The sequence below is a fragment of the Streptomyces violaceorubidus genome, from assembly GCF_000717995.1.
GTDB classification, from domain to species: domain Bacteria; phylum Actinomycetota; class Actinomycetes; order Streptomycetales; family Streptomycetaceae; genus Streptomyces; species Streptomyces violaceorubidus.
This window is the reverse complement of record NZ_JODM01000024.1, coordinates 24,219-47,305: the sequence shown is the minus strand read 5'-3', so window position 1 is coordinate 47,305 and position 23,087 is coordinate 24,219. Positions and strand designations below refer to the sequence as shown.

The following is a 23,087-nucleotide window of genomic DNA, read 5'->3' as shown; positions in this document are numbered from 1 at the left end:
ATGCTCCGCACCCCGCGTAGCGATCGGAACAGGTACGAGTGCCATCAGATCCTCACAGGGCCTTGTACGCCGGCCACCAGGTGACGGCGAGAGAACTGGTCAGGGTCGGGTCGGTCGCGCGCCAGTGGATTTCGTTCAGGCCCGGGTCGAGACGGAACAGGTCGATACGGGACTGCGGGGTGAGCGCCATGCCGCCGCCGTTGTCGCGGAGGACGGTCCGCCAGCCGGGACGGGTGTCGATCTCCACCCACTCCCCCGCAGCCAGCGAGCCTTGGACGGTCAGCGTCCGCCCGGACGCGACATGCGTGATCGTCGGGTTGGCGCACGGTCCGGTGACCCGCAGCACTGGCCACGTCGGCGCGGTCCCGGACGTGTCGATGAACCCGGGCCGGCCGACGGCTCCGGCCGTGTACTCGATCGTGAACGGGAACACGAGGGGGAAAGTAAGCCCGCCCCGGGTGAGGGCACCGAGCGGCATCGATGTGGTCTGCTGCTCGTCGTAGAACAGCTGGTCCTGGCCGGTGAACTCAATGTCGAGGGGGATCCAGCCGTGCTTGGCCTGCGTAAGGTCAGCGGCCAGATCACGGATCCGACCTCGCACGATGCGTGCCGGCCGGCCGGGGAACTTCAGCCGCAGGTCAGTGGTGGCCCCGCCGGCCAGGCGGACGGCTTCGTCGTCAGCAGCTTCCTGAAGCTGGGCGTGGATGTCGAGGGCGGCCTGCTGGTTCCCGGGGGTCTTGATCCCGGCGTCGATCTTGATGGTGCGGCCGTTGAACAGGTCCGGGCCCAGCCACAGGCCGTCCTCGCCCGGGGGTTCGACGTCCGCGGTCCGCTGCGGCGTCCTGCCGAGCCCTTCGATCGCCGCGATGACGACCGGGGTGCCCTTCCCGATGAGGACCCCGGCCAGTTCGTGCTGCCCGTCGACCAGTTCCACAGGCGTACTCATCGGCTTCCCCTTGCTGCTACGCCGCCGCGCGCCAGACGGCGCAGCTGATATCCCTGCCGGGACTCGACTGCGCGGGCCAGGTCCCGGTCGGACTGACGGTCACCGATGTGGAAGTGGGACTCTCCAACGAGGGGGCCCTGCTCGCGGATGATGACCCGGGACGCCTGCCCGTCGGTGAGGCCGAGGCCGAAGCGGGAGGCGACGTCGCCGAGGACCCGGGTGGCGGAGCCCCGCTTGTTCTGCCCGAGGGGGATGTACGCCTCACCGTGGGTGGACGGCTCCGCGAACCGGATGATGCCGCCCTGCGTGGCGTACATGCCGGCCCGGATGCCGCCGTTCTCGTACGCCTTGCCGCTGTTGGCCTTCGCCAGGTCCTGGAGGAACTTGAGGGCCTTCGCTCCGAGGAGCTGGTGCAGCTTCAGCTTGCCCTTGTTCCCGACCTCGATGATCTCGTCCTCACCGAGACCGGTCTTGTCCGCGACCTGGTGGATCCCGATGTTCTTGTTGCTGATCGCCGCGATGATCTCGATGAACTTCGCCATCTCGTCGGAGGTCATCTGCGCCTTACGCTGCTTGACCTCCTCGTTCGCTTTCTTCGCCTTCGACTTGCTGCCAGCGGCCTCCGCGGCGAGGTCCATCGCGGCCTGGTCGTTCTGCGCGGCAAGCTGCCCGGCGAGATCGCCGTAGCCCATCGCTGCGAGCTTGGCGAGGTTGTTCTGGAAGATCTGGTTGTTGGCGGAGTCGTGGGACAGCTGGGACGTGAAGTCGGACAGGCGGGCCCGTGCTTCCTTCTCCAGGTTCCTGAGGGCGATGGACATCTGGGCGACGTACTTGTCCGTGCCGGTCGCCATCTTCGCGGCGATCTTCAGGCCGTCCTCGCCCATGGATGCCAGAGCACGGGCGACATCGCCGCCGGCCCGGTCGGCTACCTTTTCCAAGTTGCGGTTCCAGGCGGCTGTGGCTTCGCCGAGGTCCCACAGCTTCTTCTCCACCGCGGCAAGGTCGAAGTACTCGACTTCCTTGGTCTTGCCGCCCTTGGTCTTCACCTTCTTCGTCTTGTGGCCGGCCTGCCCGGCTTCGGACGGCGAGTACAGGGATCCGCTGACCGGGTCGTACTGCCAGCCGTCGATCCCGCCGTTGGCGTGCCATTGGATGGAGGCGGGGTCGCCTCCCAGACGGCGGACGGTCTCCTCGGCGATGGCCCGGGACCGGGGTCGCTTCGACGGGCTGAGAGGGATGTAGCTCTCCCCGCCTGTGGAAGGCTCCGCCCAGACCCTCCACGCGCCCGCTGGTGCGATCTGCGCGACGTGGTTCTCCCGCATGCCGCCGTCGGCGTAGAACTCCAGGACGGAGCCGTGGGCCTGCGGCGTGACGCCCGGGTACTTCTTCCCGTCGATGGCACCGCCGGTGCGGACGGTGTTCAGGTACTCCGTCTTGTAGATACCGATGCCGATGTTCTTGCCCTGCATGCCGTTGATGGCGCTCTGAATGGCTTGGACCGCGCTGATGGGGGTGCCGGTCGGGATGGTGATTTTGACGTTCTTCGACCCCGGTACGTCCTCGATCTTGAATCCGAGGGCTTCAAGCTGGGCACGCGCGGCCGCAGTCGGCGCCTCCATGACGATGGTTTTGCCATGGGTGGTGGCGATCTCGTTCTTGACCGCCTCCAGATCGGTGATCGCGGCTGCCGTCTCAGCCTTGATGATCGTGTTGACCTCGGCGGGCGTCCCCAACAGCGTGTTGACGTAGTCCTCGGCTGCCTTCTTGTTCCCGCCAAAGCCCTTGGTGGCCAGCTCCAGCATCTCCGCGCGCAGCGCCTGAGACTTCCCCGACATGGTCGCGAACGACTCGCCAGCCGCAATCCCGGAAACGATCATTTCGTCCTGCGCTGCGGCCGCCTGAGTCATCGCCTCGCCGTTGCGGCGGCCCGCTTCGGTGTGAATGTCGAGGGTGTTGCCGTTCTCCTTGAACGCTGCGGTCAGGTCGTCCAGGGCCTGCTCGTAGTTGATCTCAGCGGAGTAGGCGTCCCGGTTCGTCTCGTTCAGGGCCACCAAGGAATTCCGCAACCCGTCCGCGGCCTGCTTCTGTGCGCTGAGCTGCGCCTGGACGTCCGCAGCGGCCTTCCCGAACAGCCCCATGGAGTCCGCGGCCATGTCCGACTCGAACTTGAGGTCGGCCAGCGAGGAGTCGTAGCCGTCCAGCTCCTCCCGCAGCCGTGCCGCCTCTTCCGGCGACATGCTGGCGGTCATGTACTTGAGGGCGGCCGCAGCTTGCTCAGCGTTGCCGTTGCGGACCAGGTTCGTCAGGGACTCGTCGATCGCGTCGGCGGACTTGGTGAAGTCCTCGGTAGCATCGGAGGCGTCCAGCAGGCCGTTGGTGACGTCCGCACCCCAGTTGTTGATCGAGTCGACCGTACTGGGGTTCATCACCTTGCTGATCTTGTCGTTCAGCTTCTCGAAGTCGGACCCGAACTGCTCGGCGACGTAGCCGGTGGCCTTACCGGTCCTGCCCAGCTGTCCGAGGCTGGTGGTCAGCCGGTCCACGTTGGGCGGGGCAGACTCCCCAAGGTCCCCCAACTCCTTGACCGCCAGGACCACGGCGGCGATCCCCGCGACGACCACGGACGCCTTCGCTGCGGTGCCGAGGGCGAGGAACGCGGCGCGCAGGCCGGCGAGTCCGCCACCGGCGGCTGTGGACGCTGCTGCCAGGCCGACAATCGACGTACGGACCCGGGTGACCCCGCCCGCCAGAGCAGCCATACCGGCGCCGGACAGCTGAAGCAGCTTCAGCGCGGTCGCGGTCTGAAGGATGATCGCGACCAGTTCGGGCGGGAGTGCGGCGACCAGCTTTGCGGCCGCGGTGACCAGCGTCAGCATCGTGGGTCCGGCCTGCGCTGCGCCCTGCGCGAGGGTGACGACAGCGTCACCGATCGCGTTGACTGCCTCCCGCGCCTCCGGCCCGTTCTCCCGGAAGTAGGCGAGGATCTGTCCGACCGCGCCGGCGTCCGCATCACCCTGGGACACAACGCGGAGCAGGTGGATGATCTGGTCGGTGAAGTCGTCCACCTTCGCCTGCGTCAGTTCCCCGACCCGGTCGGCGAACGCGTCGAAGCCTGGGGTGGATACGGCGCCGCCGGCCACGTTCATGAGCCGGTCGAAGCTGCCCGAGAACGCCTCCACCTCGGGGGACAGCTTCGGAATGACCTGCTCAAGGACCGTGAAGCCCTTCTCGACCGGGGCCATGGTGAAGCTGGCCATGTCGTCCGACCAGTCGCCGAACGTGGTCTTCAACCGGGACAGGGCTACCGCGGCTTTCTGCGTCTCCGCCGGCATCGACGCGAGCTGCTGCTGGTAGGCGAGCTGCGCCTGCGCTGCTTCCTTCGACGCTGCCCCGTGGTCGCGGACGGCGTCTTGGTACGCCTTCTCCGCCTCGGAGGCTTCCTTGAGTGGCCCGACCTGGCCGGCGAGGGCGATCCCGAATGCTGCTGCTGCGCCACCAGTCGCGGCGAACGTACCGGCGAGCGGGGCCAGGTTCGCGGCGAGACCCGCAATCAGGGGGACCACGGCGGTCGCTGCGGGGATGAGAGAACCGAGGTTGAAGTCCAGACCCCCGCCGCCACCAGAACCCCCAGGAAGGCCAGGGAGAGGCGTCCGGAGGCCGCTGGTGTCGGGGTCGACACGGACGCGAATGACCTGGTTCATCGACGCCCACCGGACCGCAGCGGACACGTCCCGGCGCAGCTGCATGGGGTCCTGGAGGGCGATGGGGATCTCGATGCGGTGTCCCCACGCCGCCCACCGCACGGCGTCCTCAACTTCGCGGCGCAGCTGCATGCTGTTGCCGAGGCGCAGGTTCACGGCCAGGCCCTGCCCGGCACCGGCTGCGGACAGGGCGGCGGACACGTCGGCCCGCAGGTGGTCGGCGTCCAGGCCGAGGCGGACGCGGAGCCCCTGCCCGGACCCGGCGCTGGTGAGCGCGGCCCGCACATCGGCCCGCAGATGCCCGGCGTCCACATCCAGACGGACGCGGATCGGGTTGCGGGTCTCGGTGCGAAGCCGGTCGATGTCCCGGCGGAGCGCGTTCACGTTCCGGGAGGCGGTGCGGGCGTCACCGGACAGGTCGCGCAGGGTACGGGCGAGTCCAGAGCCCTGGCCGGTCAGACGTACCGACAGGTTCCACTCGGACACGGGCGGGCTCCTTCCTCTACTGGTGGCTGTGCTGCTTCTGGAATTGCAGGGCGGCGTGGACGCTGGTCGGGATGAGGAGGACCTTCACGCCGTGGCCCTCGTCGCCGTCGGGGATCTCCTTCTGCCGGTCGGCGAGGATCTGGCAGCCGATACAGCGGTGCGTGGTGGCCCGGTAGGCGTCCTCGTCACCACCGGCGTCTTCGTCCCACTCGTCGGGCCGGGTGCCGCAGGTCGGGCAGACCTGCTTGAGGTAGTGCTCGTAGGCGCGTGCCTTGCGCCGGTCGAGGTCGGTCCAGGTGCCGTCTCCGTGGCCGCGGTAGTGGCTGTGCGGGATGCCGTACTGGCGGCACAGCTCCATCTCGGCACGGAAGTCGGCATCGTCGATCAGCCTTTTCCCAGGTCACTTCGCTGCCGCTGCTGTACCGTCCACGCGGCGCCCCACAGGCGCTTCCAGTCGTCGAGGGGCCAGGTCTGCATGGCCTGCTGCGCGTACTCCAGCGGCATGTCGTCTGTGGACGCGGCGGCGATCAGGGCGGGTGCGAAGGTGTCGACGTGGAATTCGGAGTTCTGCTCCTCGTCCTCCTCGCCCGGCGGGTGTGCCTTGATGAGAAGTTCGAGCTGGCCCCGCTCAAGGGCCTGGAAGGTCAGGGTGACGGTCGCGCTCTCGTACGCGTCCGTGGCCGCCTTCAACTCGGCCTGCGCTTCGCGGGTCTGCTTCCGGACAAGGGCAAGGGCGTCCTTGTCGGCGTCCTTGCCGAGCGACTTCTCGTAGTCCTCGGCACGCGCGGCGGCCTGCTTCGCGCTCTGGTAGCGGTCGCGGACGTCGGGGTCGGCACACAGGCGAAGTACCTGAGTGGGCTTGGGCATGCTGTCCAGGCGCTTCTGAATGGCATCCCATGCAGTGCTGCTCATACGGAGGGTCTCCATGTGGGAAGGCCCGGCCGGGCGCGTGGCGCCCTTCCCTGAACCGCGACGGCCCGGCCGGGGGCTGGTGGGATGATGCCGGTCAGGTCAGGGTGGGAACGGTGCCGTTGAACAAGGGACGGTCCGTGATCGTGAACTGGACCGTGACCTTGGCAGCCTCGTTGTCGGCTGCGTAGCTCTTGGAATTGCTGACCACAGTCACGGGGAAGACGTCCATGCCCTTGGTGCCAGCGGTCAGGCCCTTGGAGAAGTGAACGACGAAGCCAGTGGTGCCCTTGGCGAGGTCGGTCTCGATGGCGTCGAGGACCGAGTCCTCGTACATGGTCCAGGAGCTGTCCTCGGCGGAGTCGTCACCGCCGATCTTGCTGACGAACGTGGAGTCCATGTCCGGGGTCTCGATGGTCTGGTTGGTCAGACTGAAGCCCTCGACGGACGTGATGTGCGACGAGTAGTCCGTTCCGCCGTCGATCTCGGCGCCGGTGGGGACGAGCGTGTCGGAGGCGATCGTCGGAAGGAAGTAGTACTTACTGATGCCCTTGCGGTAAAACCTTGCCATGGTGGCCCCTCGCGGATAGGGGCCAAGTCGGGGCCCCTGCTACACGTGTTGGTGTGGCGGCCACCTGTGGTGGTGGCGTCCGCGTGGGGTCCCGCCGCGGTGCGGTACTGCACTGCCCCCGGAGGGGCTATCCGGCCGGCTGCTCCTCGAGGAAGAGCCGGTAACGGATCACTGAAGTGATGATTGCATCGTTCTGGTCGGACGTTCCCCCTGCTTCGCGTGCCTCCCGCCGCCAGCAGTGCACGCCGGGCCCGACACTGAGGGCGTTCGTGTAGCCGGGACTGCCGTCCGCAGGACGTTCGACGACCTTCCACCCGCGGTCGGCCAGCCACTGCGCCTGCTCGTCGCCGCCGCGACTGTTCGGGACGCCGGGGGTGGGCCCGGAAACGAACGTCGCCTGGTAGTCGAGGACAGCTGCCCGCTGGTTGTCGGCGAGGGTGGCGGTGTCGTCGGTCCGGTCCAGGGGGTAGAGCAGCGTGTACGGCGGCGGCAGCGGGGCGCCCTTGCTGTCCAGTGGTACGGATCGGAGGCCGACGGGGCGGCCGGTGAGGGATGCCAGGAGTGCCTGGAGGCCCTGGGTGACGGGGAGGCGTTGGATCACGGTCAGCTCCCGAAGATCCGGTCAAGGGCGGCTTTGAAGGCGTCCTCGTACTCTGCGGACAGCTCCGTCACTGCGGGCTCCACGTGCGGGTATGGCGGCTGGAAGAAATGCCGTCCGATGCTGTCGGTCATGTCCCAAAAGCCGAACTCGAGGCGGCGGCCCTGCGGCCGGTCGGTGCCCACGGTCGCCCCGCCACCATCGGGCACGGCGAACGGTTCGGTGCGCCACGAGTCGAAGTAGTCGCCCGTGATGATGTTCGGTCCGGGGCGGCCGGACGCATTGAAGCGGATCATCGCCTGGGCAAGCCGCGCCTGCTGCTGCACCGTGCGGTTCACCTCGGGGCCGACACGGTCGGCGGCCTCCTCCAGCCGGTCGGAAAGCTCGTCCAGGTCCATCACGCCTCCCCGCCAGTCTGCTGGATCTGGTCGAGGCTGGTGACACGGATGACGCCGAGGGTGCCCGCCTGGGAGGGGTCCATGGTGCGCCACTGCCGTCCGACGAGGGCCTGGTCGCCTCCGTCGTGAACGGAGACGACGGTGACGATGGTGTCCCGGGCGGCGATCGGCGCCGCGAGAGGGGTGAAAGCCTTGTACTTGCTGGTGGTCTCGGTCACCCACGGCTGGGTGGCGACGACTGCGGACGCGGTCTCGGGCAGGCTGCCGGACTGCACAGCACCCGGGCCCTCGTACGTGATGGCGCCTTCCGGTACCTCGAATTGGCCGGTGTCGGGGTTGAAGACGGGCGGCCCGCCGGGGGTGACGAAGCGCACCGTGTCGAGGAGGAGCATCCCCTCGACAAGAGGAGCCACGTTGGCGAGGATCCGGGCGAGATCGACAGCCATCAGCGGGTCCCCCCTTCCGTGTTCCGCGCCCACTCCGTGAGGGTCATGAGCATCGCGCATGCGGTGGCGCCGGGCCCGCCACCGTAGTCGGCCCGGTTGAGGGCCTCCTGATCGAGGATCTGCGGGTCAACCGCGGCCAAGAACTCGCAGATCTGGTCGGCGGGGGTCTTGGGCACGCCGACGGCAACGCGGGCGAGCCCTTCGAAAGCAACGTGATCGGACTGCCGGGTGTGCAGGATCAGGGTGGGCAGGGCCGCGGACACGTCGTGCTGAAGGACGTAGCCGGTGACGGACCCGGGCGGGAGGGCTTCGCCGCCGATACGGATGGTGGCCTGGCCAGGCTGGGCGTCGATACGGACAGCGTGCGCCTGCGGCTCTGCGGGGTTACTCATCGTCTTCGTACTCCACGGTGTCTGGCGTCTCCGGGGCTCGTTCGGTGTCGGAGGAGAGTGCGAATCCGAACGGCTGCTCGTCCTCCGTCGTGTCGTCGGAGGGCGGAAGTGCGTGAAAGAGCCGTAGCGCGGCTTTCTCAGCAGCGCGTAGCGAGACGCCTTCGCCGGGATCGGTGCGTATGTCCACGGTGCAACCGCCGGAGGTGATGGTGAGGCGCATCAGAGAAGCGCTCCAGACCGGATCTCGGTTCGGCCGACGAGGTCGAGGCGCGGTAGCAGCTCGCGTTGGCAGTGAGGGTGAGCAACTGGATGGGCGAGGGCGTCTTGGACGGTGCGCAGCGTGCGGTTGGCCCGGTCGGGATCGTTATGCGATTCCCATCCGCAGTCGGGCCCATCACGAACCTCCACCCACTCCGTGCCGAGCTCGTCCAGTGCGGTCCGGGCGGCCGCCGTGTTGGCGGTGGTCACGGCCTGCCAGGTGATGGCGGCACGCGCCCATGCGTCGACCGGATGCCGTGCGTCGTTGGCGTAGACGACGGTGTCCAGCGGGTGGTCGCGGCGGAGCTGGTTGGTGTCGAAGCGGTCGGCGGTACTGCGGGCAGCGTCCTGGGCGGCCCGGAGGAAGGACCGGGCCCGGCGCAGGGCCTCGCCGATGCGGCTGGTCAGGTCGGCGTAGTACTGGGCAGACGCTGCGGTGACCGCGGCCTGGTGACGTTCGGTCCACTGGAAGCGGTCGGTGCGCCGGTCGGCATTCTCCAGCATCTGCCAGGCGCCCTCCCGGTAGATGAGCGGCAGGTCAGCGGACGCCCACCGTTCAGCAAAGGCACCGGCCGCGCGAGCGAACGTACCGAGGCTGGTGTTGAACGCGGCGATCGCCGCACGCAGGGCACGCCCACCGCCGGACGTCCGGCCGGGCCGGATCCGGGCCAGCGCGTTGAGCAGGCGGGTCTGGGCGATGGTGAGGATGCCCCACGCCGCGCGAAGCCGGTCGACAGCGTCGGTGATGAGCGCCAGGAGGCGCTGGCGGAGGGTGCGGCTGCGGCGTCGGACGGGGGTCGTCATCGTCGGGGCCTTGCCTTGAGAACGATCCAGCCGATGCCGGTTCCGTCGTCGGAGCCGTCCGGGTCGTCAGGTGCAGGAATGTCTCCATCCCGGAGGGCGGAGATCTTTCGTTCCAGGGCCTTGATGTTCTCGCTGAAGCCGAGACCGACGATGCCGGTGACGTTGATGGTGGTGGGCTGTGCCAGGAGGTCGGCGAGACGGCCGGTGAGGACTTCGATGGCGACGGCGCGGGCCGATCCGAGGCGGGCGTAACGAGTCTCAAGGTCGGCGAGGTCGGTGGCTGCGCCGAGCTGGGCAAGGAGCCATGCCTGTACGGCGGTGTCCATGGCTGCCTCCAAAGCTGGTGTGGGAAGGGGTGGTGCGGGTGCGGGCCCGCCCTGTGGCGCCCCCACCGTGGGGGCGGGCCCGCATCCCGCTAGTCGCCGCTGGTGCCCTCGTCAGCGACGTCCCGGCCCCGGGCCGGCTTGCGTGCCGCGGGCTTGCGCCCTGACGGCTTGGCCGGCGGTGCGGCCTTGTCGGTGCTGTCCTCGCTGCTGGACTGGTCCTTGCCACTGTCGGCGGAGTCGTCCTGGACGGAGGGCAGCTTCCCGTCCTCCCACGCGTCGGGGTTGGTGACCAGGGCCGCGAGGCGCGGCTCCGGTTCCTCCCCCGGGCGCAGGACGACGGTGCGGTTGCGTTCCGGGTCCTTCACGAACACGGCCTTCACCAGCTTGGCCATGACCGCTCAGCTCCCGAGGACGGTCGCCGAGATGTGGATGTCCGGCACGTACAGCACCGGCATGCCGATCGCGCAGCCACGTGAGTAGATCTGCACGGGGTCATCCTCGACACCGGTGACCACGACGATGCCCGGGGCCTCTTCCCGCGTCAGGGCAGGGTTCGTTCCGGAGGTGAACTTCGCGGCCTCGCGGGTCCGACCGTACTGCGTCTGGCCCCACTCGGCAGCCGGAACATCCGGCACCATGATCCACTTGTTGTCGGGGAGGACGCGGACGTACTGGTCGTCGTTCCAGACTTGGACGTCATAGGTCACGATCGGCGGAAGGCCGTACCGGGCGCGGACGGTGTCGACTTCGTTGGGTGCGAGGGTGGCTGTCGGGGTGCCACCGACCGTGCTGGACCCGTAGTAGGCCGCACGGTACTCCTCGTTGGAGGCGAGCAGGGCCCGTGCCCGACGCGAGGTGATGATCTCGCGGGGTGCCGGCGCGCCGCTGTCCAGAAGGTAGTCCATCCACGCGCGCTCATCGGACAGCGGGGTGGCTGCCGGATCGTCCCACAGCGTCGCAGCAGTGGGCATGTTGGCGGACGGGACGTTCCAGTCGACGTCAAGGCCGAGGCCGGGCAGGCTGACGGCACCGTTGGCCAGGAGCTGACCAGCGGCAAGTTCCTGCGCGGTCTGGATGGACTCCACGTGCCGGTCGACATCGGAGTACAGCAGGTCGATGTACTCCTGCGTGTCCTTGCCATGGTCGACATCGAGGAGGATCTGGTCCATCTCGGAGACCGGGAGGGTCTGGCCGAGGGCAGGCAGCATGCCCTCGTTGACGATCCGCTCGGCCTGCCGCTGCGCCAGCGCAGTCGGCGCGTTGTAGGCGCGGAACTTGGCCGCGTTGACCCGGCGCTTCGCCGAGGTGGTGCGGAACTTGATGCCCTGCACCCGAGTTTCCGGAAAGACCTCGCGGGTCAGCCGGTACTTGGCGGGCGTGTCGATCTGGCGGGCGTACACCGTGAGGTCGGTGTCGTTCGTGTCCCGCAGGAGGAGCTCGAGAGCCTCCATGGTGATCTCCTCCTTCTACCGGTAGTGGATGTTGACGCCGGGCGCGGTGCTGGCGACGTCGGTCGGGTCGAATGGGATGGGGCACTTGTCGGCGAAGACTTCGCCGTGCCACAGCAGCGCGCCGGCGGCCTTGGTGGACGTCGGGTTGAAGCTGATGGCGTCGACGAGGAACCCGGCGAGGGCCTCGGTGCCGTCCGTGGCGGACGCGCCGCCGCCTGCGGTGGTGGTGGCGACGGCTACGGCGGGGCTGGTGCCGCCGGTGAGGCTGGCACCGGACGCGGTCATCTGGGCGACGTCCTCGCCGAGGTACTGGCCGCCGAAGGTGACGACGACCGCGGTGCCCGGGTGCGGGCCGCCGGAGACAGCGACGTCCCCGACGTTCACGTTGGACAGGGCTTCCAGCGCGGACTTCACCTGCGCGGCGGTCGCGTTGTAGGGGATCCCTGCGGTGGTCTGCCCGCTGAAGGTCAGCGTGTACGTACCGCCGGTGGGTCCGCCGGTGATCGTCACGGTCTGGACCTCGCTGCGCGGCCCCGAGTAGGGGGCGTACAGGCCGGACGCGGTGACCTTGCCCAGCGGGATGCCGGACTTCATGACGTTGCGGCCCTGGAGCATCGGGTTCGCGGAGGTCACGTAGTGGGAGCCCTCGCTGAACTTGGTCAGGTCGAGGGTGATGGTGTTGGTGTCCTGGACTCCTACCAGGGACGCGAGCCAGGGCCGGTCGGCCGTGACGCTGTCCGTGTAGGAGTAGGGCTGGAAGTCGTTCACGACTGCCTCTCCTCATAAAACGGCGTGCGGTGACAGCTGCGCCGCTTGGCGCGCGTCCACGAGGAGAGGGCGTGGTCCCGATGCCCCGGCCGGGTGGCCGGGGAGGTCTAGGCGGCGTTGCGGTTGTGGCCGCGGAGGCGGGCCATCTCGAGGCCGCGGCTTCCGGGCTTGCTGGCGGATGCCTGGCGGGGCGGGGGTCCGCCGGCGGGGGATCCGCCCGGGATCGGCGGCATGCTGCTGGCCGGGGCAGTGGCGGGGGTGGCGCCGAAGAGAGCGGCGCGGCGTTCCTTCAGCGCTTCCGCGGTGGCCTGCACGGTGGCTTCGTCGGCGTCGGGGGTCTGCCGCAGGTCGCGTTCGAGGAGAGCGAGAGCGTCCTCGAGGTCGGTGCCGGTGGCGCCGAGCTGGACGAGGGCGGACTTGCGGATCGCGGCCCGCTCGCGGGCGACGGCTGCGGCTTCACGGTCCTTGAGGTCCTGTTCGCGGCGGTCGAGTTCCTCCTGCCGCTTCTGCTCTTCGGACTTCTTAGCGTCCTCGGCCTTCCGAGCGGCGGCGACGAATGCCTTGACGTCGTCGGGGTTGGTGAAGCCGAGGTCCTTGGCGAGGTCCTCGAGGGCTTGGCGGGCGCCGGCTCGCTGGCCTTGGGCCTTTTCCTTGGCGGCGATGCGGTCGAGGTCGTCCTGGGTGAACTGCGGGCTGGGGCCGGGGGGCGGGCCGGGCTTCGGCGGGTCCGCTGGGTTCGGCTCGGGCGGGTTGCCGCCGTCGTTGTAGAACACGGCGAGCGCGTTCAGGCCGGTGTAGGGGTGGGCCCAGCCGTGGGGGGCGGCGAGGCCGGGGCGGCGGTGGTGCTGCGTGGGGGCACGCATTGCAGACAGTCCTCCCGTAGGACGTTCAGGCCCCGCGCCTAGATCCAAGTGGAGCACAGAATCTGTCACGTGTTCCCCCCGCTCCCTTGCTCCCCCTCGTCGTTGTCTTCCTCGGCGGTCAGGTCGCCGTCGGTTCCGTCGACTTCCGGGAACTCTGGGGGCGGGGCGGCGGCCGGGTCGGGTTCGGTGACGGTGACACCGAGGAAGTCCCCGACGAGGCCGGTGTCGCCGGTAGCGTCGGCAAGCGCTCGGGCCTTCTCGAACTGGCGGGCCTGGATCCGTTCGATCTCCCTGGGGGCGTCCTCGATGGGGAACCCTGCCTCCGTGAGCATCTGCACGGCGGTTTCGAGGGAGAGGACGCCGTCCTTGACGCCGGTTGCGGCGAGCTCGAGGACGGCAGCCTTGTCGGTGGGCTTGTACGAGCCGAACACCAGCCGGGCGGGCTGCACGGTGACGTCGGCCCAGTCGGGATGCTGGCTGCCGATGTACAGGCGTTGCACCATCTTCAGGAGCAGCGCGTACTTGTGGTCCCGGGCGAGCCGCATGGACGCAATGAGGGCGTCGAGCGGGCCGAGGGACACGTCCATGGCGTACCCGGACGGTGCTTGGGACGGGTCGAGGGTGCCGAGGGCGACGGCGGGCAGACGTGCGACCTTCGCGGCCCGGTCCTCCAGGTCGTGGGTGCGGTTGCGGAGCTCGGCGAGGTTTTTGCTGGTGTCCAGGGCTTGCATGCCGCCGCCCTCCCCCAGCTTGAGGAGCATGCCGGCCTGGATGGAGTGCACTTCCAGGCGGGAGTCGGTGGCCTTGCCCCACAGGCCGATCATCGGCGCTCCGGTCGTTGCGGAGGCCCTGGCGGAGTCGGTGTCGGTGGACGTCAGCTCGTCGAAGATCTGCAACACCTTCGCCAGGGACGACTGCCCCCAGTGCTCCTCCGCGGGCGGGACGGTGTTCGGGAGGTGGATCACCGGGACGAAGTCCAGCATGAGGTCGAGGTGGTCGAGGACCTCGCCGTCGCCGCGGGTTGCGAACGTCGCAGACTCCAGCGGGAGGGAGTCGACGTCGGGGCTGCCCTTGATGTCCTCCAGGACCCAGGTGGCGTCGGTGAGGTAGCAGGTGACGTAGGACGGGCCGTCGTTCCATGGGTACTGGCGGGCGATCGCCCCGGTCTCCGGGTAGTACAGGTCCCCCGGGGTGAGAGGCGGCGGCACTTCGGCGTCCGGCTGGTCGGGATCCGGGCCGGTAGCGGGGACGGGGGCGCGAACGGCACGGCCGGTCTCGTCGACTCCGGGGGCGGTCGCCGGGCGGATCCAGTCCAGCTCGTAGGTGATGCGCCGCAGCCGCGCCTTGATACCGCGGCGCGGGTCGGCGGGGAGTTCCCACGCGAAGTGGATGCGGGTCGGGTAGTCGCCGGCGTCTCCGTCCTCAGGCAGGATCGGGAAGTAGAAGCCGGGGTCGTGGACGCGCAGTACGGGACGGTTCTTGCCGGGTTCCCACGCGAGCCGGTACACGCCGTCCCCCAGCGTGACGGCCTTGCGTTCGGTCTGCTGGACCCGCATCGGCAGGAGCTCGGCCTCGGCCCAGTCCCGGAGAAGTTCCTGAACGCGGGCGGCCATGGCCTCGTCGGGGGTGGGCTGCTCGCTGTCGGTGTCCGCGCCGGTGACGGTGATGGTCTGTTCGCGGCCGAGGACGTTCGCCATGACGGTGTCGATGAACATGGCGGGGTCGCCGAACTCTCGCTTCTCCCGGGCGTCCAGGTCGCCGCCGGCTTCGGCGAGTTCGGCTGCCTGGTTGTTGTCGTAGGCCTGGAGGAGCTTGTACGCGGCGAGGCGTTTCTGGTCTTCCTCGGGGACCCACATGGCGTTGGCTTCGGGGAAGGCCCGCCGGTTGGGCATGCCGGGGTTGTCGCCGTCGGAGTAGACGGGCTTGTAGTTGAGCCACGACCAGGCGTGGATGACGACCTCGCGCAGACCCACCTCTGCTCCTCACAGACGTTCCCGCCAGTTGGCGGGCCCCGCGCCTGTGATCAGAGTACGGGCCGTTGCCATGCCCGTTCCCCGTGCCCAGGCCCCGTGGGCATTACCGTCGTCCGCGGAGTCGCTGATCCGTATAGGGCTGGCTGCCCAGACCTTCTTGTGCCGGATCGGCCAGCTCGGTCAGGGCGTGCACGGCGGCGTCCATCCGGTCTGGGGAGTCCATACCCGGTAGCCAGGTGACCATCTGTCCCTCAAGTTCGGTGAACTCCCCGACGTGGTGGACCTTGCCCTGCTTGTACAGCTGCGCGATCGGCTCGGCCCTCAACCTTTTGCCCTGCTTGGCATGGACTTCGATGATCGACGGCATCAGCATCCCGTTGGTCTCGCCCTGCCGGGCAAGTTCCTGCCAGCCCTGCACAACGATCTGCCGGGCCATGTCCCCGCCGAAATTCCGTTCGACGAGGATGGCGTCCGCCTGGCGTTCGATGGCCAACTTGCAGACTTCCGCTCCCCACGTCTCGGCTCCCATGGTGCGGGAGCGGTCGTCCAGGACATAGAGGTCTCCGTCGTGGTCGCGCGCGGCGCAGACGAGTCCGACTTCGTCGTTGCGGAGGGTGTCGCCGCCGGCGTGGTCGACAGCGACAACGACGCGGGTGGGGTTGATGCCGGCCCAGGCTTCGGGCTTGAGCCGGTGGCCGGTGATCCATGCCCACTTCCACACCCCGCCCTCAAGGGGTCGGGGTTTTTGCTGGTAGAGGGCGTACCAGACGCGTTCGCCGACGCTCTCGCGGATGTCGGCAAGTTCTCCGGCGTCGTACTGGTCGGGCCACAGGGGGGCGCCGATGGGGCGGTGGAGGGGGTCGTTGGGGCTGTCGGCGAGGGCGGGCAGGTCGATCTGGAGCCAGCGGTGGGGTTCGTGGGCGAGGAGCCGGCCAGAGAGGTCGTCCTCGTGCCAGCGTGTGTTGATCAGGATGAGGGAGGCGCCGGGGGCGCGCCGGGTGAAGAACACTGACCGGTACCACTCCCAGACGCGGTCGCGTTGGGCGGGGCTGGCGGCGTCGTCGTGGCCTTTGAAGGGGTCGTCGATGATGCCGAGGTTGAAGCCTTTGCCGGTCAGGCCGCCGCCGACGCCTGCGGTGACCATGCCGCCGCGGACGCTGGAGCCACGCTTCTGTTCGAGGTCGAATCGGTTCGCTGCGTGTGAGGCGGGGTGGAGTTTGATGCCGAGGACGGGTGAGTACTCCTTGAGCTGGTCGCGTACCCATCGGCCGTGGTCGTCAGCGAGGTCGGCTCCGTAGGAGGCGATCATGACGCGGTGTTCGGGGTGCCGACGCAGGTACCAGAGTGGCCCCCACCGTGAGGCTCGCTGCGACTTCCCATGTCTTGGCGGGCAGGTCAGCATGACCTGGAGGCGTTCACCTGCGGCGATGCGCCGGAACGCGCTGTCGATCATGTCGAGGTGGGCGGCCTGCTTCTCGCGGCGTTCGGTGAGGACGGCTGCGAGGGCTCCTGGGGAGCGGTCCATGGCCATCTCGCGTTCGATGTGGGCGAGTTTGGCTCGGGTTTCGGGGCGGGCGCGGGTGATAACGCGGCGTCGTTGGTCCGCGGGGAGGCTGCGGTAGCGGGTCTCAAGGTCGGTTTGCCGGTCAGGGGCTGTCGTCACCGTCGTCCTCGTCGTCCAGGTCATCATCGACGCCAGCGTCGTCCTCGTCTTCGTCGTCGAGGTCGGTGTCCTGGTTGATGGCGGGAATTTCGGCGTTGTCGCGGTCGGAGATGTCGATGAGGGCCAGGACTTCGGCGGCTTCGCCGCTGGAGAAGGGGATGGCGCCGCCGTCGGGGCCGCTGATCTCGGTGCGTACGGGCACCTTAAGGCCGAACAGTTCGGTGATGTCGGCGATGAGTTTGCGGGCCTGTTCGTTGGCTTTCAGGTCACCGTCGTCAATGGCGAGGGGCATCACTGCGCGTAGCAGGGTCTCGAGGCGGGAGCCTTGGATGAAGCGGTAGAGCTCCGCGTCCTGGACTTCCATGGCCTTGGCCTTTTTGACGGCTCGGGCGAGGTCGGAGCGTGCGGTGCCTGGTGAGATGTTGAAGTGCTCTGCGATCTGGGCTGCGGTGCGGCCCTGGATCTTCATGATGAGCATCTCGGAGCGCCGCTGGGCGACGAGGGCTTGCTTGGTCTTGGAGGCTGGCATGGCGGTGGGGCTCCCGCTCGGATGGGTGTGTGGTTGTGAGGCCCCGCGCCTGTAACGGATGATCGCTGATTTTCGGTGTTCTGTTCCCCTTGCCTAGGGGCTCGGGCATGCTGCGCGGCATGAACGAGGAGAGACGCGGGTGGCGTCCTACCCGAAATCAGAAGATTGTCGGTGTGCTGGTGTTGCTGCTGGTGTGGACGGTGGCGGCGAACCGGTGGACGGATAAGGGCTGCCAGCTGGGCCAGTCGTATCGGCTTGTGGTGACTCATGGTGCGCCGGAGCGGTATGAGGGGTGCGTTGAGGAGGGGCGGGACCGCGTGGAGTACACGGACGACTACTACGGCTGAGGTGGGCGTGGGACGGCCCCGCAACGCCGGGGGTGGCGTGCGGGGCCGGGTGGTCGGGCACGGCCCGGGCCCGTGTGACTTGGGCGCGGGGACACCGGAGTCGATCGGAGTTACCCGGGCCGTGCAGTTCTGAGTGTGGGGTATGCGGGGGCGTTTGTCTGAGACGCGTTCCCCCTGCGGCCGCTTACCGTCGTGCGGGCTGACCGTCGAGGAGCCGGCCAGCGGCCGTGACGAGGTCGTCGGTCTTGGTGATGGCGTGATCGCGTCGGGATGCGAGTCCGGTCTCGCCGGTCTCCCAGCCGTCGCGGAGGGCGTAGGTGGCGTGGGCGGCGTCCTGCGCGGTCGGGGCGAGTGCGGGCAGTAGCAGTTGCACGCGCAGCAGCGGGGCGGTGATTGCGGACCGGGTGGTGTGGGACTCGGTACGGGCCTGGTCCCAGTCCTCGCCGTGTAAGCGGAGGTCTTCGCGGACCCACATGGCGCGGCGGTGGTCGGCGAGTGCGGTGGCGAGGTCGGTGACGGCGGTCAGGGCTTCGGTCCGACGGGCGGTGGTGGTGTCGGCTTTGCGTTGGGCTCGCTGGCTGAGGTGGGCGAGGGTGCCGGTGAGGAGGGTTCCGGCGAGGGTGCCGAGGACGGCGATGACAGTGGCGGTCACGGGGATCTCCTCTACTTGGGCAGCTGGTTGCGGGTGGATGCCCACATGCCGCGGGTGGTGGTGTTCACGGTCCGCTGGTCCTGGACGACGGTGCCGGTGTAGTGCTGGTGGATGACGGGCGGGGCGGCCTGGACGGTCTCCTTGGCTCGTCGTACGAGTCGGGTGAGGGCGAGGATCGGCACGGCGAGTGTGATGGGGGCGCCGGCGCCGACGGCGAGGGATACGGGGTCGGCGTTGCCGAGGGCGTAGATGATGAGGGCGGTCATGCCGCCGAGGGGGATGGAGGCGGCGCCAGCGGAAAGGATGAGGACGCTGGCGTCGGTGGCCCGCTGTGACATCGGGGTGCGGCCGGGTTGGGGTACCGGGAGGGCGTTGCCGATGGCGGGCACGGGCGTCTCGTCTCGGAAGGCGGTGGGGGTGGCGGTGGCTTGGTCGAGGGCCTGGCTGAAAGCGTTGGCGATGCGGTCGATGCGCTGGTCGTCGACAGGCTGCGCGGCGGGTGGGGCGGTGGGCTGGGTCGGGCCTGTCAGGGGGGCGTTCATCGGTGGGTGTCCTTCGGGGCGGCGGGTGGTGAGGGTGGCGGTGGATACAGAAAACCCCCGGGTACGACCCGGGGGTTTTCCTGGTCGCTGGTTGGTTCAGTCGTCGTCCGTGTCGTTCTGCGACATCTCGTTGAAGTAGATCGCCGCGAAACGGACGGCTGAGTTCTCGCTCAGGCCGGCCTTCTTCAGACCGTCGATCACCTCAGCCATGTGGAGCATCGCCTGGTCCATGTGCGTCATCTTCAGGTCCGGGAACTCGTCCGGCTGCATCAGGAACCTCACCGCTGTTGTTGGCCGCGTAGGTTCCATCATCGCCCTTCACGAGCCTGTCTTGCAGCCCAAGGCGGGCACAAAGGTCACGGAAGGTCCGCCCGGACTTGTCGTAGCCAGCCTTGACCATGAGGGGGTACACCTCGGACGGCTTGGCGGGACGGCCGAGGGACGCGAACAGTTCGACGGCGAGCTGGTCGTGGGTCTTGGGGGTGACGCGGGTCTTGGCGAGTTCGATCGCGGCGTCCTGGGCGGCGACCCGCTCGAGCTCGTCTTCGTCGAGCATGGCCTCGGTGAGACGGGGGATCTCCGTCGCTGCGCCGCGGGCTTCGATCGGGTAGCCGTCGTCGTCGAGGGCGGTACCGAGGAGAACCTCGACCGGCGTGGGCTTGGGCCAGGACTGGTAGAGCTCCCACACGCTCTCGTGCATGCGGTCGGGACCGACGTTTCCGTAGGCGTCGCCGCGGAGGTTGGGGATGCAGCGGGCCCAACGCTGGGACCAGGCGAGGCCCATCGCTCGAGCCGTGACCTCGTCCAGGTCGGGACGGCTGGGCGAAAGCTCGCGAGCGGCGTCCATGAACAGGGTCTGCATCCGCCGGTAGTCGGCGGAGCCCTCCGGGAAGGTCTCGGCCATGGTGGCGTATGCCTTGGCGGGGGTGGGCTGGAAGGGGCCCTTGGTCGTGGACATGTAGGCGACAGTGCCGGGGTCGGTGAAGATCGCCATGTCGGGTGCGCCGGTGTCGGGGAACAGCATCTGGAGCTCGCTGCTGTTGTTGGTGCGGAGTCCGATCCGGCCGGGGGTGAGTTCGTCCATGGTGCCGGTGATGTACTCGCGGGTTGCTCGGAGGCCGGTGTTGGAGACGCGGATGTTGACGGAACGACCTTCTTCGATGATGAAGTCGATGCCTTCGAGGACGTCGTCGGGCATGGACTTGGTCTCGTCAACGCGGATGTGGATGGCGGGGATGTCGGGGCGGGCGGGCAGGTTGTCGACGTCCTCGTCTTCGAGGAGGTCGGCGTACTCGGTTTTGCGGGCGGCAATAGCAGCCTTCGCGGCCTGGATGACGAGGCGGCACTCGTCTGCGGTTGTCGCGGGCCAGTCGATGAGGGGTCGGCCGATGCCGTACCGCAGGTAGGGGTTCACGAAGACTGCGGACATCTTCGCGGAGGTGTCGAGGTCGATGACGATGGCGTCGGTGCAACGGACGAGGCCGAGGCCGAGGGTCTTCATGAGGGCGGTCTTGCCGGAGCCCTGGGCGCCGATCGCGATGAACCCTTCGTCCTTGAGGTTGAGGCCGGCTTCCTGGCCGGTACCGATGACGCCGAACCCGATCGGCTCGTTGATCGTGGTGGGGGTGAGCCCGGGGTAGGGGATGGCCCCGGCCATCATGTTCTTTCGGGTGATGGCGATGAAGACGACGTTGCGGGGGACGTTGGCGCCGCCGTCGGAGAAGGCGACGCCGCCGCCCTTGGGGAGGTGGAGGGCTCCGGCGAGTTCGGCTTCGTAGCCGCGGAGGGCGTTGATGTTGAGGTGCGCCGGGAGGGTGATTTTGACGGTTTCTCCGGCGCCGGACGGCCACCGGTCGACGATGGGGTCCGCGACGGCGCCTTCGATGCCGCAGATGTCGTACAGAAGCTTTGCCCAGCCCTGCTGTGCGGCGGCGATCTGCTCGCCGTTGGCGAGACGCCGGTCGAGCTCCTGCTCGGCTTCGCGGGTGGCTTCGCCCCACTTGTCCATGCCGATGTTGACGGCGGCTCCGGCTCCCCAGATGGTGGTGCCGACGGCCATGGTGGTGAGGGTGGGCTGGGTAGCGAGGGCGTACGACAGCCAGCCGGTGGTGGCCATCCATGTGGAGGCGCGGGCGACGAGGACGCGTCGCCAGGAGCCGCGGGCTTTCTCGTAGAGGACGGCTACGCCGGTGGCGAGGGCTCCGGTGGTGGCGCCGGCCTGCCAGGGGATGTTTGCGAGGGGGGCGACGAGGGCGCTGGCGCAGGCGAGTTCGGCACCCCACGCGGTGAGGCGGCCGGGGGTGACGGCGTCGCGGCTGAAGTCCCATCGCTTGTCGGCGGGTGTCAGGGGCTCGAGGCCGGCAGGGACCTCGGTCTTGGTCTTGGTCATCAGACGACGTCCCACTTCTTCTCGGCGTTGGCGCCCTTCCGGGGCTTGGCGTTGAGCTTCAGTTCGCGGGCGTGGGCGCGCTGGGCGGCCTTGATGGCCTTGTGGAGTTCCGCGGAGATGTTCTTGACCTTGGAGGCGGTGGCCCGGACGGTGTCGTCGACGACGTTCTCGGTGGGCCAGGTGTTGGCCATGCGCCGGTACAGCTTGTTGATGGCGTCGGCGACGATGTCGATACCGCGGGCGGTGCCGGCGACTTCGGACAGGCAGGTGACCATGTGGCCGCGGTCGAAGCCCTTCATGACGTTGATGAGCTTCTTGGTGCTCTCCCCGGAGGCGGGGACGAGTTTCCCGGCCGGGCTGGACGTGTTGGTGCTGCTGCCGCCGGGGAGGGCGAGGCGCTGCTGGCCGGCGGACAGGATCGCGGCGCGGAGCTTGGCTGCGTCGAGGGTTCCGGCGGCATTGCGGATGTTCCACCGCTCCTCGCCGAGGCGGGGCTCCATGACGCGGTAGATGTCGGCGCGGTGGGCCTGGACGAACACGGCGAGGATTGTGTCGGCCATGCGGGCGGCGGTTAGTGCGGACACGGCGGCGTTGTTGAGGTGCTTGATGACGGACGGGTGGAGCGGTGCGGTCTTCTGGAGGGCGTTCGCGGCTTCACGGACGGCGAGGGCGAGGTTGCGGCACATGGCGGGGATCCCGACGAGTTCCACGACGTGGTCGGCCATGTCGGCGTCGGCGTCGTTGTGGAGTCCGTTGGCGAGCTGTTCGGCCATGGCGACCAGGAGCCGGTAGGTGAGAGCGCCGCGGACGTCGATCTGCCGGGCTACCGCGACGCCAGCCGTGCGGGTGCCTGCGGCCTGGATGACGGGTACGGGGTAGGTCACGGGGGTGCTCCTTCGCTGTTCCGTGGATGCCGCGAGCGCGAGCAGCTGTTCGGCTCTGTTCAACTCGTAGTCGATCCGCTGGTTCTCCCAGCGGATCCGTTCGGCCTTGACCTTGATGGGGTCGCCCATGGTGCCGTCGCGGGCGGCGTCCTTCTCGGCTTTCTTGCCGGCGGTGATGGCCTGGCGGCGGGCCTGCTTTTCCCGGCGGGCTTTGACGAGGGCGATGCGGTCTTCGTCGATGACTTCGCCGTCGATGACGTCGTCGGGGGCGTGGGTCGGCTTGGGGGGCAGGCCGTCGTCGACGATTTCGGCGTCGATGTACTCGTCCGGGTCGTGATCGGGCTTCGGCGGCAGGTTGTCACCGTGGCCGTCCTTGGGCCCCTTCGGGTCCAGGCCGTCTCGAGCGGTCGAAGACGCAACGTCGTTGCCGACGCCCTTGCCCTTGCCCTTGCGGTCGCGGTTCTTCTTGTCCTTCTTGACCTTCGGGTCGAGCCCGTCGGGCGAGGACGTCCACGTGGTGTCACCGCCCTTGCCGTTCTTCCTACGGCCGAGCTTGTCCTTCAGCTTCTTCGCATCGTTCTTCAGGGCCTTGGATCCGTCGACAAGGCCGTCCTTCATTCCCTTGCCAGTCTTGTCGCCGCGGTTCTTGAGCTTGTCGGCGAGGCCCTTGCCCGTCTTGGCCAGCTTGTCGGCGACCGGGTCCTTCACCTTCGGCTTGCGGTTTTTCCCGCCACCGCCCAGGCCGCTGTTGCCGGTGCCGGGGCCCTTGCCGGAGCCGGGGCTCTTCGGCGTCTTGTGACGGCCGCCGCCACCGGAACCGTTGGGCGTCCGGTGGCCGCCTCCTCCCCCGCCAGATCCGTTGCCGCGACCACGGCCGCTTCCACCACCGGAGCCGGACCGGTCACGGCCGGACTTCGAGCCGTCGGAGTCGTTGCTGGTGGAGTTGTTGTTGGTGTTGTCGTCGTGTTCGCGGCGGCGGGCCCGCCACATGGAGGCGGCGACGAGGACGGGCAGGGTGGCGCCGCCGATGATGGCGCCGACGGGGCCGGCGGTGAGGAATCCGATGCCGATGGCCGCGGTTTCGCCGCTCACGCTGTGTGAGATTGCGGCGTATCCGTTTCGGAGTGTGTTGTCGGTGTTGTTTCGGTTTGCGGTGGGGGCGGGGCGGGGCGGGGAAGGGTTGCGGGGCTG

25 protein-coding genes are annotated in these 23,087 nt (G+C 68.7%); 1 reads left to right on the top strand and 24 read right to left on the bottom strand.

Annotated elements, in window-relative coordinates:
- Positions 1-52: 52 nt before the first annotated feature.
- The 19 genes from IE94_RS0124540 to IE94_RS0124450 form a co-directional block, all read right to left on the bottom strand.
- Positions 53-946 carry a phage distal tail protein gene (locus tag IE94_RS0124540; RefSeq protein ID WP_078606583.1) on the bottom strand — a complete coding sequence of 298 codons (894 nt, stop codon included), beginning with the start codon at positions 944-946 and terminating at the stop codon, positions 53-55.
- Entirely contained in the window at positions 943-5,133 is a 4,191-nt protein-coding gene (locus IE94_RS37295) for a type 1 periplasmic-binding domain-containing protein (RefSeq protein WP_051777663.1), read from the bottom strand. Before IE94_RS37295 ends, IE94_RS0124540 begins: the two co-directional genes overlap by 4 nt.
- A 16-nt stretch (positions 5,134-5,149) precedes the next feature.
- Positions 5,150-5,491: a hypothetical protein gene (locus IE94_RS35990; protein ID WP_037923443.1), complete on the bottom strand. Its 342-nt coding sequence runs from the start codon at positions 5,489-5,491 to the stop codon at positions 5,150-5,152.
- 26 nt (positions 5,492-5,517) lie between these two features.
- Positions 5,518-6,045 (bottom strand): ATP synthase subunit B family protein, encoded by a 528-nt coding sequence (locus IE94_RS0124525; protein ID WP_157849383.1) that lies wholly within the window; start codon positions 6,043-6,045, stop codon positions 5,518-5,520.
- A 94-nt stretch (positions 6,046-6,139) separates the two neighbouring features.
- Positions 6,140-6,613 carry a phage tail tube protein gene (locus IE94_RS0124520; protein WP_030188176.1) on the bottom strand — a complete coding sequence of 158 codons (474 nt, stop codon included), beginning with the start codon at positions 6,611-6,613 and terminating at the stop codon, positions 6,140-6,142.
- A gap of 127 nt (positions 6,614-6,740) precedes the next feature.
- Complete coding sequence (locus tag IE94_RS0124515; protein WP_030188174.1) at positions 6,741-7,214, bottom strand: hypothetical protein; 474 nt, start codon at positions 7,212-7,214, stop codon at positions 6,741-6,743.
- A 2-nt stretch (positions 7,215-7,216) separates the two neighbouring features.
- Positions 7,217-7,609: an HK97 gp10 family phage protein gene (locus tag IE94_RS0124510; protein ID WP_030188173.1), complete on the bottom strand. Its 393-nt coding sequence runs from the start codon at positions 7,607-7,609 to the stop codon at positions 7,217-7,219.
- On the bottom strand, positions 7,609-8,055 hold the full coding sequence (locus IE94_RS0124505) for a DUF6093 family protein (protein WP_030188171.1): 447 nt from the start codon (positions 8,053-8,055) through the stop codon (positions 7,609-7,611). The genes IE94_RS0124510 and IE94_RS0124505 overlap by 1 nt, the downstream gene beginning before the upstream one ends.
- Positions 8,055-8,447, bottom strand: a complete 393-nt coding sequence (locus IE94_RS0124500; protein ID WP_030188169.1) for a hypothetical protein — start codon at positions 8,445-8,447, stop codon at positions 8,055-8,057. The genes IE94_RS0124505 and IE94_RS0124500 overlap by 1 nt, the downstream gene beginning before the upstream one ends.
- Entirely contained in the window at positions 8,440-8,667 is a 228-nt protein-coding gene (locus IE94_RS0124495) for a hypothetical protein (RefSeq protein WP_030188166.1), read from the bottom strand. The genes IE94_RS0124500 and IE94_RS0124495 overlap by 8 nt, the downstream gene beginning before the upstream one ends.
- Positions 8,667-9,509, bottom strand: coding sequence for a hypothetical protein (locus IE94_RS37290; RefSeq protein ID WP_051777661.1), 843 nt, complete (start codon positions 9,507-9,509; stop codon positions 8,667-8,669). Before IE94_RS37290 ends, IE94_RS0124495 begins: the two co-directional genes overlap by 1 nt.
- Positions 9,506-9,835: a hypothetical protein gene (locus tag IE94_RS0124485; protein ID WP_030188160.1), complete on the bottom strand. Its 330-nt coding sequence runs from the start codon at positions 9,833-9,835 to the stop codon at positions 9,506-9,508. Before IE94_RS0124485 ends, IE94_RS37290 begins: the two co-directional genes overlap by 4 nt.
- Positions 9,836-9,924: 89 nt before the next feature.
- The gene (locus tag IE94_RS0124480) at positions 9,925-10,227 is read right to left on the bottom strand and encodes a hypothetical protein (RefSeq protein ID WP_030188157.1); all 303 of its coding nucleotides are present in this window, start codon (positions 10,225-10,227) and stop codon (positions 9,925-9,927) included.
- 6 nt (positions 10,228-10,233) lie between these two features.
- Positions 10,234-11,286 (bottom strand): major capsid protein, encoded by a 1,053-nt coding sequence (locus IE94_RS0124475; RefSeq protein ID WP_030188154.1) that lies wholly within the window; start codon positions 11,284-11,286, stop codon positions 10,234-10,236.
- 15 nt (positions 11,287-11,301) lie between these two features.
- The gene (locus IE94_RS37285; RefSeq protein ID WP_051777659.1) at positions 11,302-12,054 is read right to left on the bottom strand and encodes a hypothetical protein; all 753 of its coding nucleotides are present in this window, start codon (positions 12,052-12,054) and stop codon (positions 11,302-11,304) included.
- Positions 12,055-12,161: 107 nt separating this feature from the next.
- Positions 12,162-12,917, bottom strand: coding sequence for a hypothetical protein (locus tag IE94_RS0124465; protein WP_030188149.1), 756 nt, complete (start codon positions 12,915-12,917; stop codon positions 12,162-12,164).
- 65 nt (positions 12,918-12,982) lie between these two features.
- The gene (locus IE94_RS35980; RefSeq protein ID WP_037923439.1) at positions 12,983-14,890 is read right to left on the bottom strand and encodes a hypothetical protein; all 1,908 of its coding nucleotides are present in this window, start codon (positions 14,888-14,890) and stop codon (positions 12,983-12,985) included.
- Positions 14,891-14,993: 103 nt separating this feature from the next.
- Positions 14,994-16,580, bottom strand: a complete 1,587-nt coding sequence (locus IE94_RS0124455) for a terminase large subunit domain-containing protein (protein WP_078606582.1) — start codon at positions 16,578-16,580, stop codon at positions 14,994-14,996.
- A complete protein-coding gene (locus IE94_RS0124450) occupies positions 16,537-17,082 on the bottom strand; it encodes a sigma factor-like helix-turn-helix DNA-binding protein (RefSeq protein WP_030188144.1) in 546 nt (181 codons plus the stop codon). Before IE94_RS0124450 ends, IE94_RS0124455 begins: the two co-directional genes overlap by 44 nt.
- A gap of 119 nt (positions 17,083-17,201) precedes the next feature.
- Between IE94_RS0124450 and IE94_RS40005 the strand changes: the two genes are divergently transcribed.
- Complete coding sequence (locus IE94_RS40005) at positions 17,202-17,429, top strand: hypothetical protein (RefSeq protein WP_030188140.1); 228 nt, start codon at positions 17,202-17,204, stop codon at positions 17,427-17,429.
- Between the two features lie 184 nt (positions 17,430-17,613).
- On the opposite strand, the gene IE94_RS0124440 is transcribed toward IE94_RS40005, so the two are convergent.
- The 5 genes from IE94_RS0124440 to IE94_RS37280 form a co-directional block, all read right to left on the bottom strand.
- Entirely contained in the window at positions 17,614-18,081 is a 468-nt protein-coding gene (locus tag IE94_RS0124440; RefSeq protein ID WP_030188139.1) for a hypothetical protein, read from the bottom strand.
- 11 nt (positions 18,082-18,092) lie between these two features.
- The gene (locus tag IE94_RS0124435; RefSeq protein ID WP_030188136.1) at positions 18,093-18,623 is read right to left on the bottom strand and encodes a hypothetical protein; all 531 of its coding nucleotides are present in this window, start codon (positions 18,621-18,623) and stop codon (positions 18,093-18,095) included.
- Positions 18,624-18,719: 96 nt separating this feature from the next.
- Positions 18,720-18,842 carry a hypothetical protein gene (locus tag IE94_RS41585; protein WP_280922714.1) on the bottom strand — a complete coding sequence of 41 codons (123 nt, stop codon included), beginning with the start codon at positions 18,840-18,842 and terminating at the stop codon, positions 18,720-18,722.
- Positions 18,826-21,012: a hypothetical protein gene (locus IE94_RS0124425; RefSeq protein ID WP_030188133.1), complete on the bottom strand. Its 2,187-nt coding sequence runs from the start codon at positions 21,010-21,012 to the stop codon at positions 18,826-18,828. The genes IE94_RS41585 and IE94_RS0124425 overlap by 17 nt, the downstream gene beginning before the upstream one ends.
- Positions 21,012-22,988, bottom strand: a complete 1,977-nt coding sequence (locus IE94_RS37280) for a hypothetical protein (protein WP_030188132.1) — start codon at positions 22,986-22,988, stop codon at positions 21,012-21,014. Before IE94_RS37280 ends, IE94_RS0124425 begins: the two co-directional genes overlap by 1 nt.
- Between the last annotated feature and the right edge of the window lie 99 nt (positions 22,989-23,087).

Excerpts from the sequence above, each read along its gene's own strand:
- IE94_RS0124540 (WP_078606583.1), bottom strand. The coding sequence starts at position 946 with ATGAGTACGCCTGTGGAACTGGTCGACGGGCAGCACGAACTGGCCGGG.
- IE94_RS35990 (WP_037923443.1), bottom strand. The coding sequence starts at position 5,491 with ATGGAGCTGTGCCGCCAGTACGGCATCCCGCACAGCCACTACCGCGGC.
- IE94_RS0124525 (WP_157849383.1), bottom strand. The coding sequence starts at position 6,045 with ATGAGCAGCACTGCATGGGATGCCATTCAGAAGCGCCTGGACAGCATG.
- IE94_RS0124520 (WP_030188176.1), bottom strand. The coding sequence starts at position 6,613 with ATGGCAAGGTTTTACCGCAAGGGCATCAGTAAGTACTACTTCCTTCCG.
- IE94_RS0124510 (WP_030188173.1), bottom strand. The coding sequence starts at position 7,609 with ATGGACCTGGACGAGCTTTCCGACCGGCTGGAGGAGGCCGCCGACCGT.
- IE94_RS0124505 (WP_030188171.1), bottom strand. The coding sequence starts at position 8,055 with ATGGCTGTCGATCTCGCCCGGATCCTCGCCAACGTGGCTCCTCTTGTC.
- IE94_RS0124500 (WP_030188169.1), bottom strand. The coding sequence starts at position 8,447 with ATGAGTAACCCCGCAGAGCCGCAGGCGCACGCTGTCCGTATCGACGCC.
- IE94_RS0124495 (WP_030188166.1), bottom strand. The coding sequence starts at position 8,667 with ATGCGCCTCACCATCACCTCCGGCGGTTGCACCGTGGACATACGCACC.
- IE94_RS37290 (WP_051777661.1), bottom strand. The coding sequence starts at position 9,509 with ATGACGACCCCCGTCCGACGCCGCAGCCGCACCCTCCGCCAGCGCCTC.
- IE94_RS0124485 (WP_030188160.1), bottom strand. The coding sequence starts at position 9,835 with ATGGACACCGCCGTACAGGCATGGCTCCTTGCCCAGCTCGGCGCAGCC.
- IE94_RS0124480 (WP_030188157.1), bottom strand. The coding sequence starts at position 10,227 with ATGGCCAAGCTGGTGAAGGCCGTGTTCGTGAAGGACCCGGAACGCAAC.
- IE94_RS0124475 (WP_030188154.1), bottom strand. The coding sequence starts at position 11,286 with ATGGAGGCTCTCGAGCTCCTCCTGCGGGACACGAACGACACCGACCTC.
- IE94_RS0124465 (WP_030188149.1), bottom strand. The coding sequence starts at position 12,917 with ATGCGTGCCCCCACGCAGCACCACCGCCGCCCCGGCCTCGCCGCCCCC.
- IE94_RS0124455 (WP_078606582.1), bottom strand. The coding sequence starts at position 16,580 with ATGATGACCTGGACGACGAGGACGACGGTGACGACAGCCCCTGACCGG.
- IE94_RS0124450 (WP_030188144.1), bottom strand. The coding sequence starts at position 17,082 with ATGCCAGCCTCCAAGACCAAGCAAGCCCTCGTCGCCCAGCGGCGCTCC.
- IE94_RS40005 (WP_030188140.1), top strand. The coding sequence starts at position 17,202 with ATGAACGAGGAGAGACGCGGGTGGCGTCCTACCCGAAATCAGAAGATT.
- IE94_RS0124435 (WP_030188136.1), bottom strand. The coding sequence starts at position 18,623 with ATGAACGCCCCCCTGACAGGCCCGACCCAGCCCACCGCCCCACCCGCC.
- IE94_RS41585 (WP_280922714.1), bottom strand. The coding sequence starts at position 18,842 with ATGCTCCACATGGCTGAGGTGATCGACGGTCTGAAGAAGGCCGGCCTG.
- IE94_RS0124425 (WP_030188133.1), bottom strand. The coding sequence starts at position 21,012 with ATGACCAAGACCAAGACCGAGGTCCCTGCCGGCCTCGAGCCCCTGACA.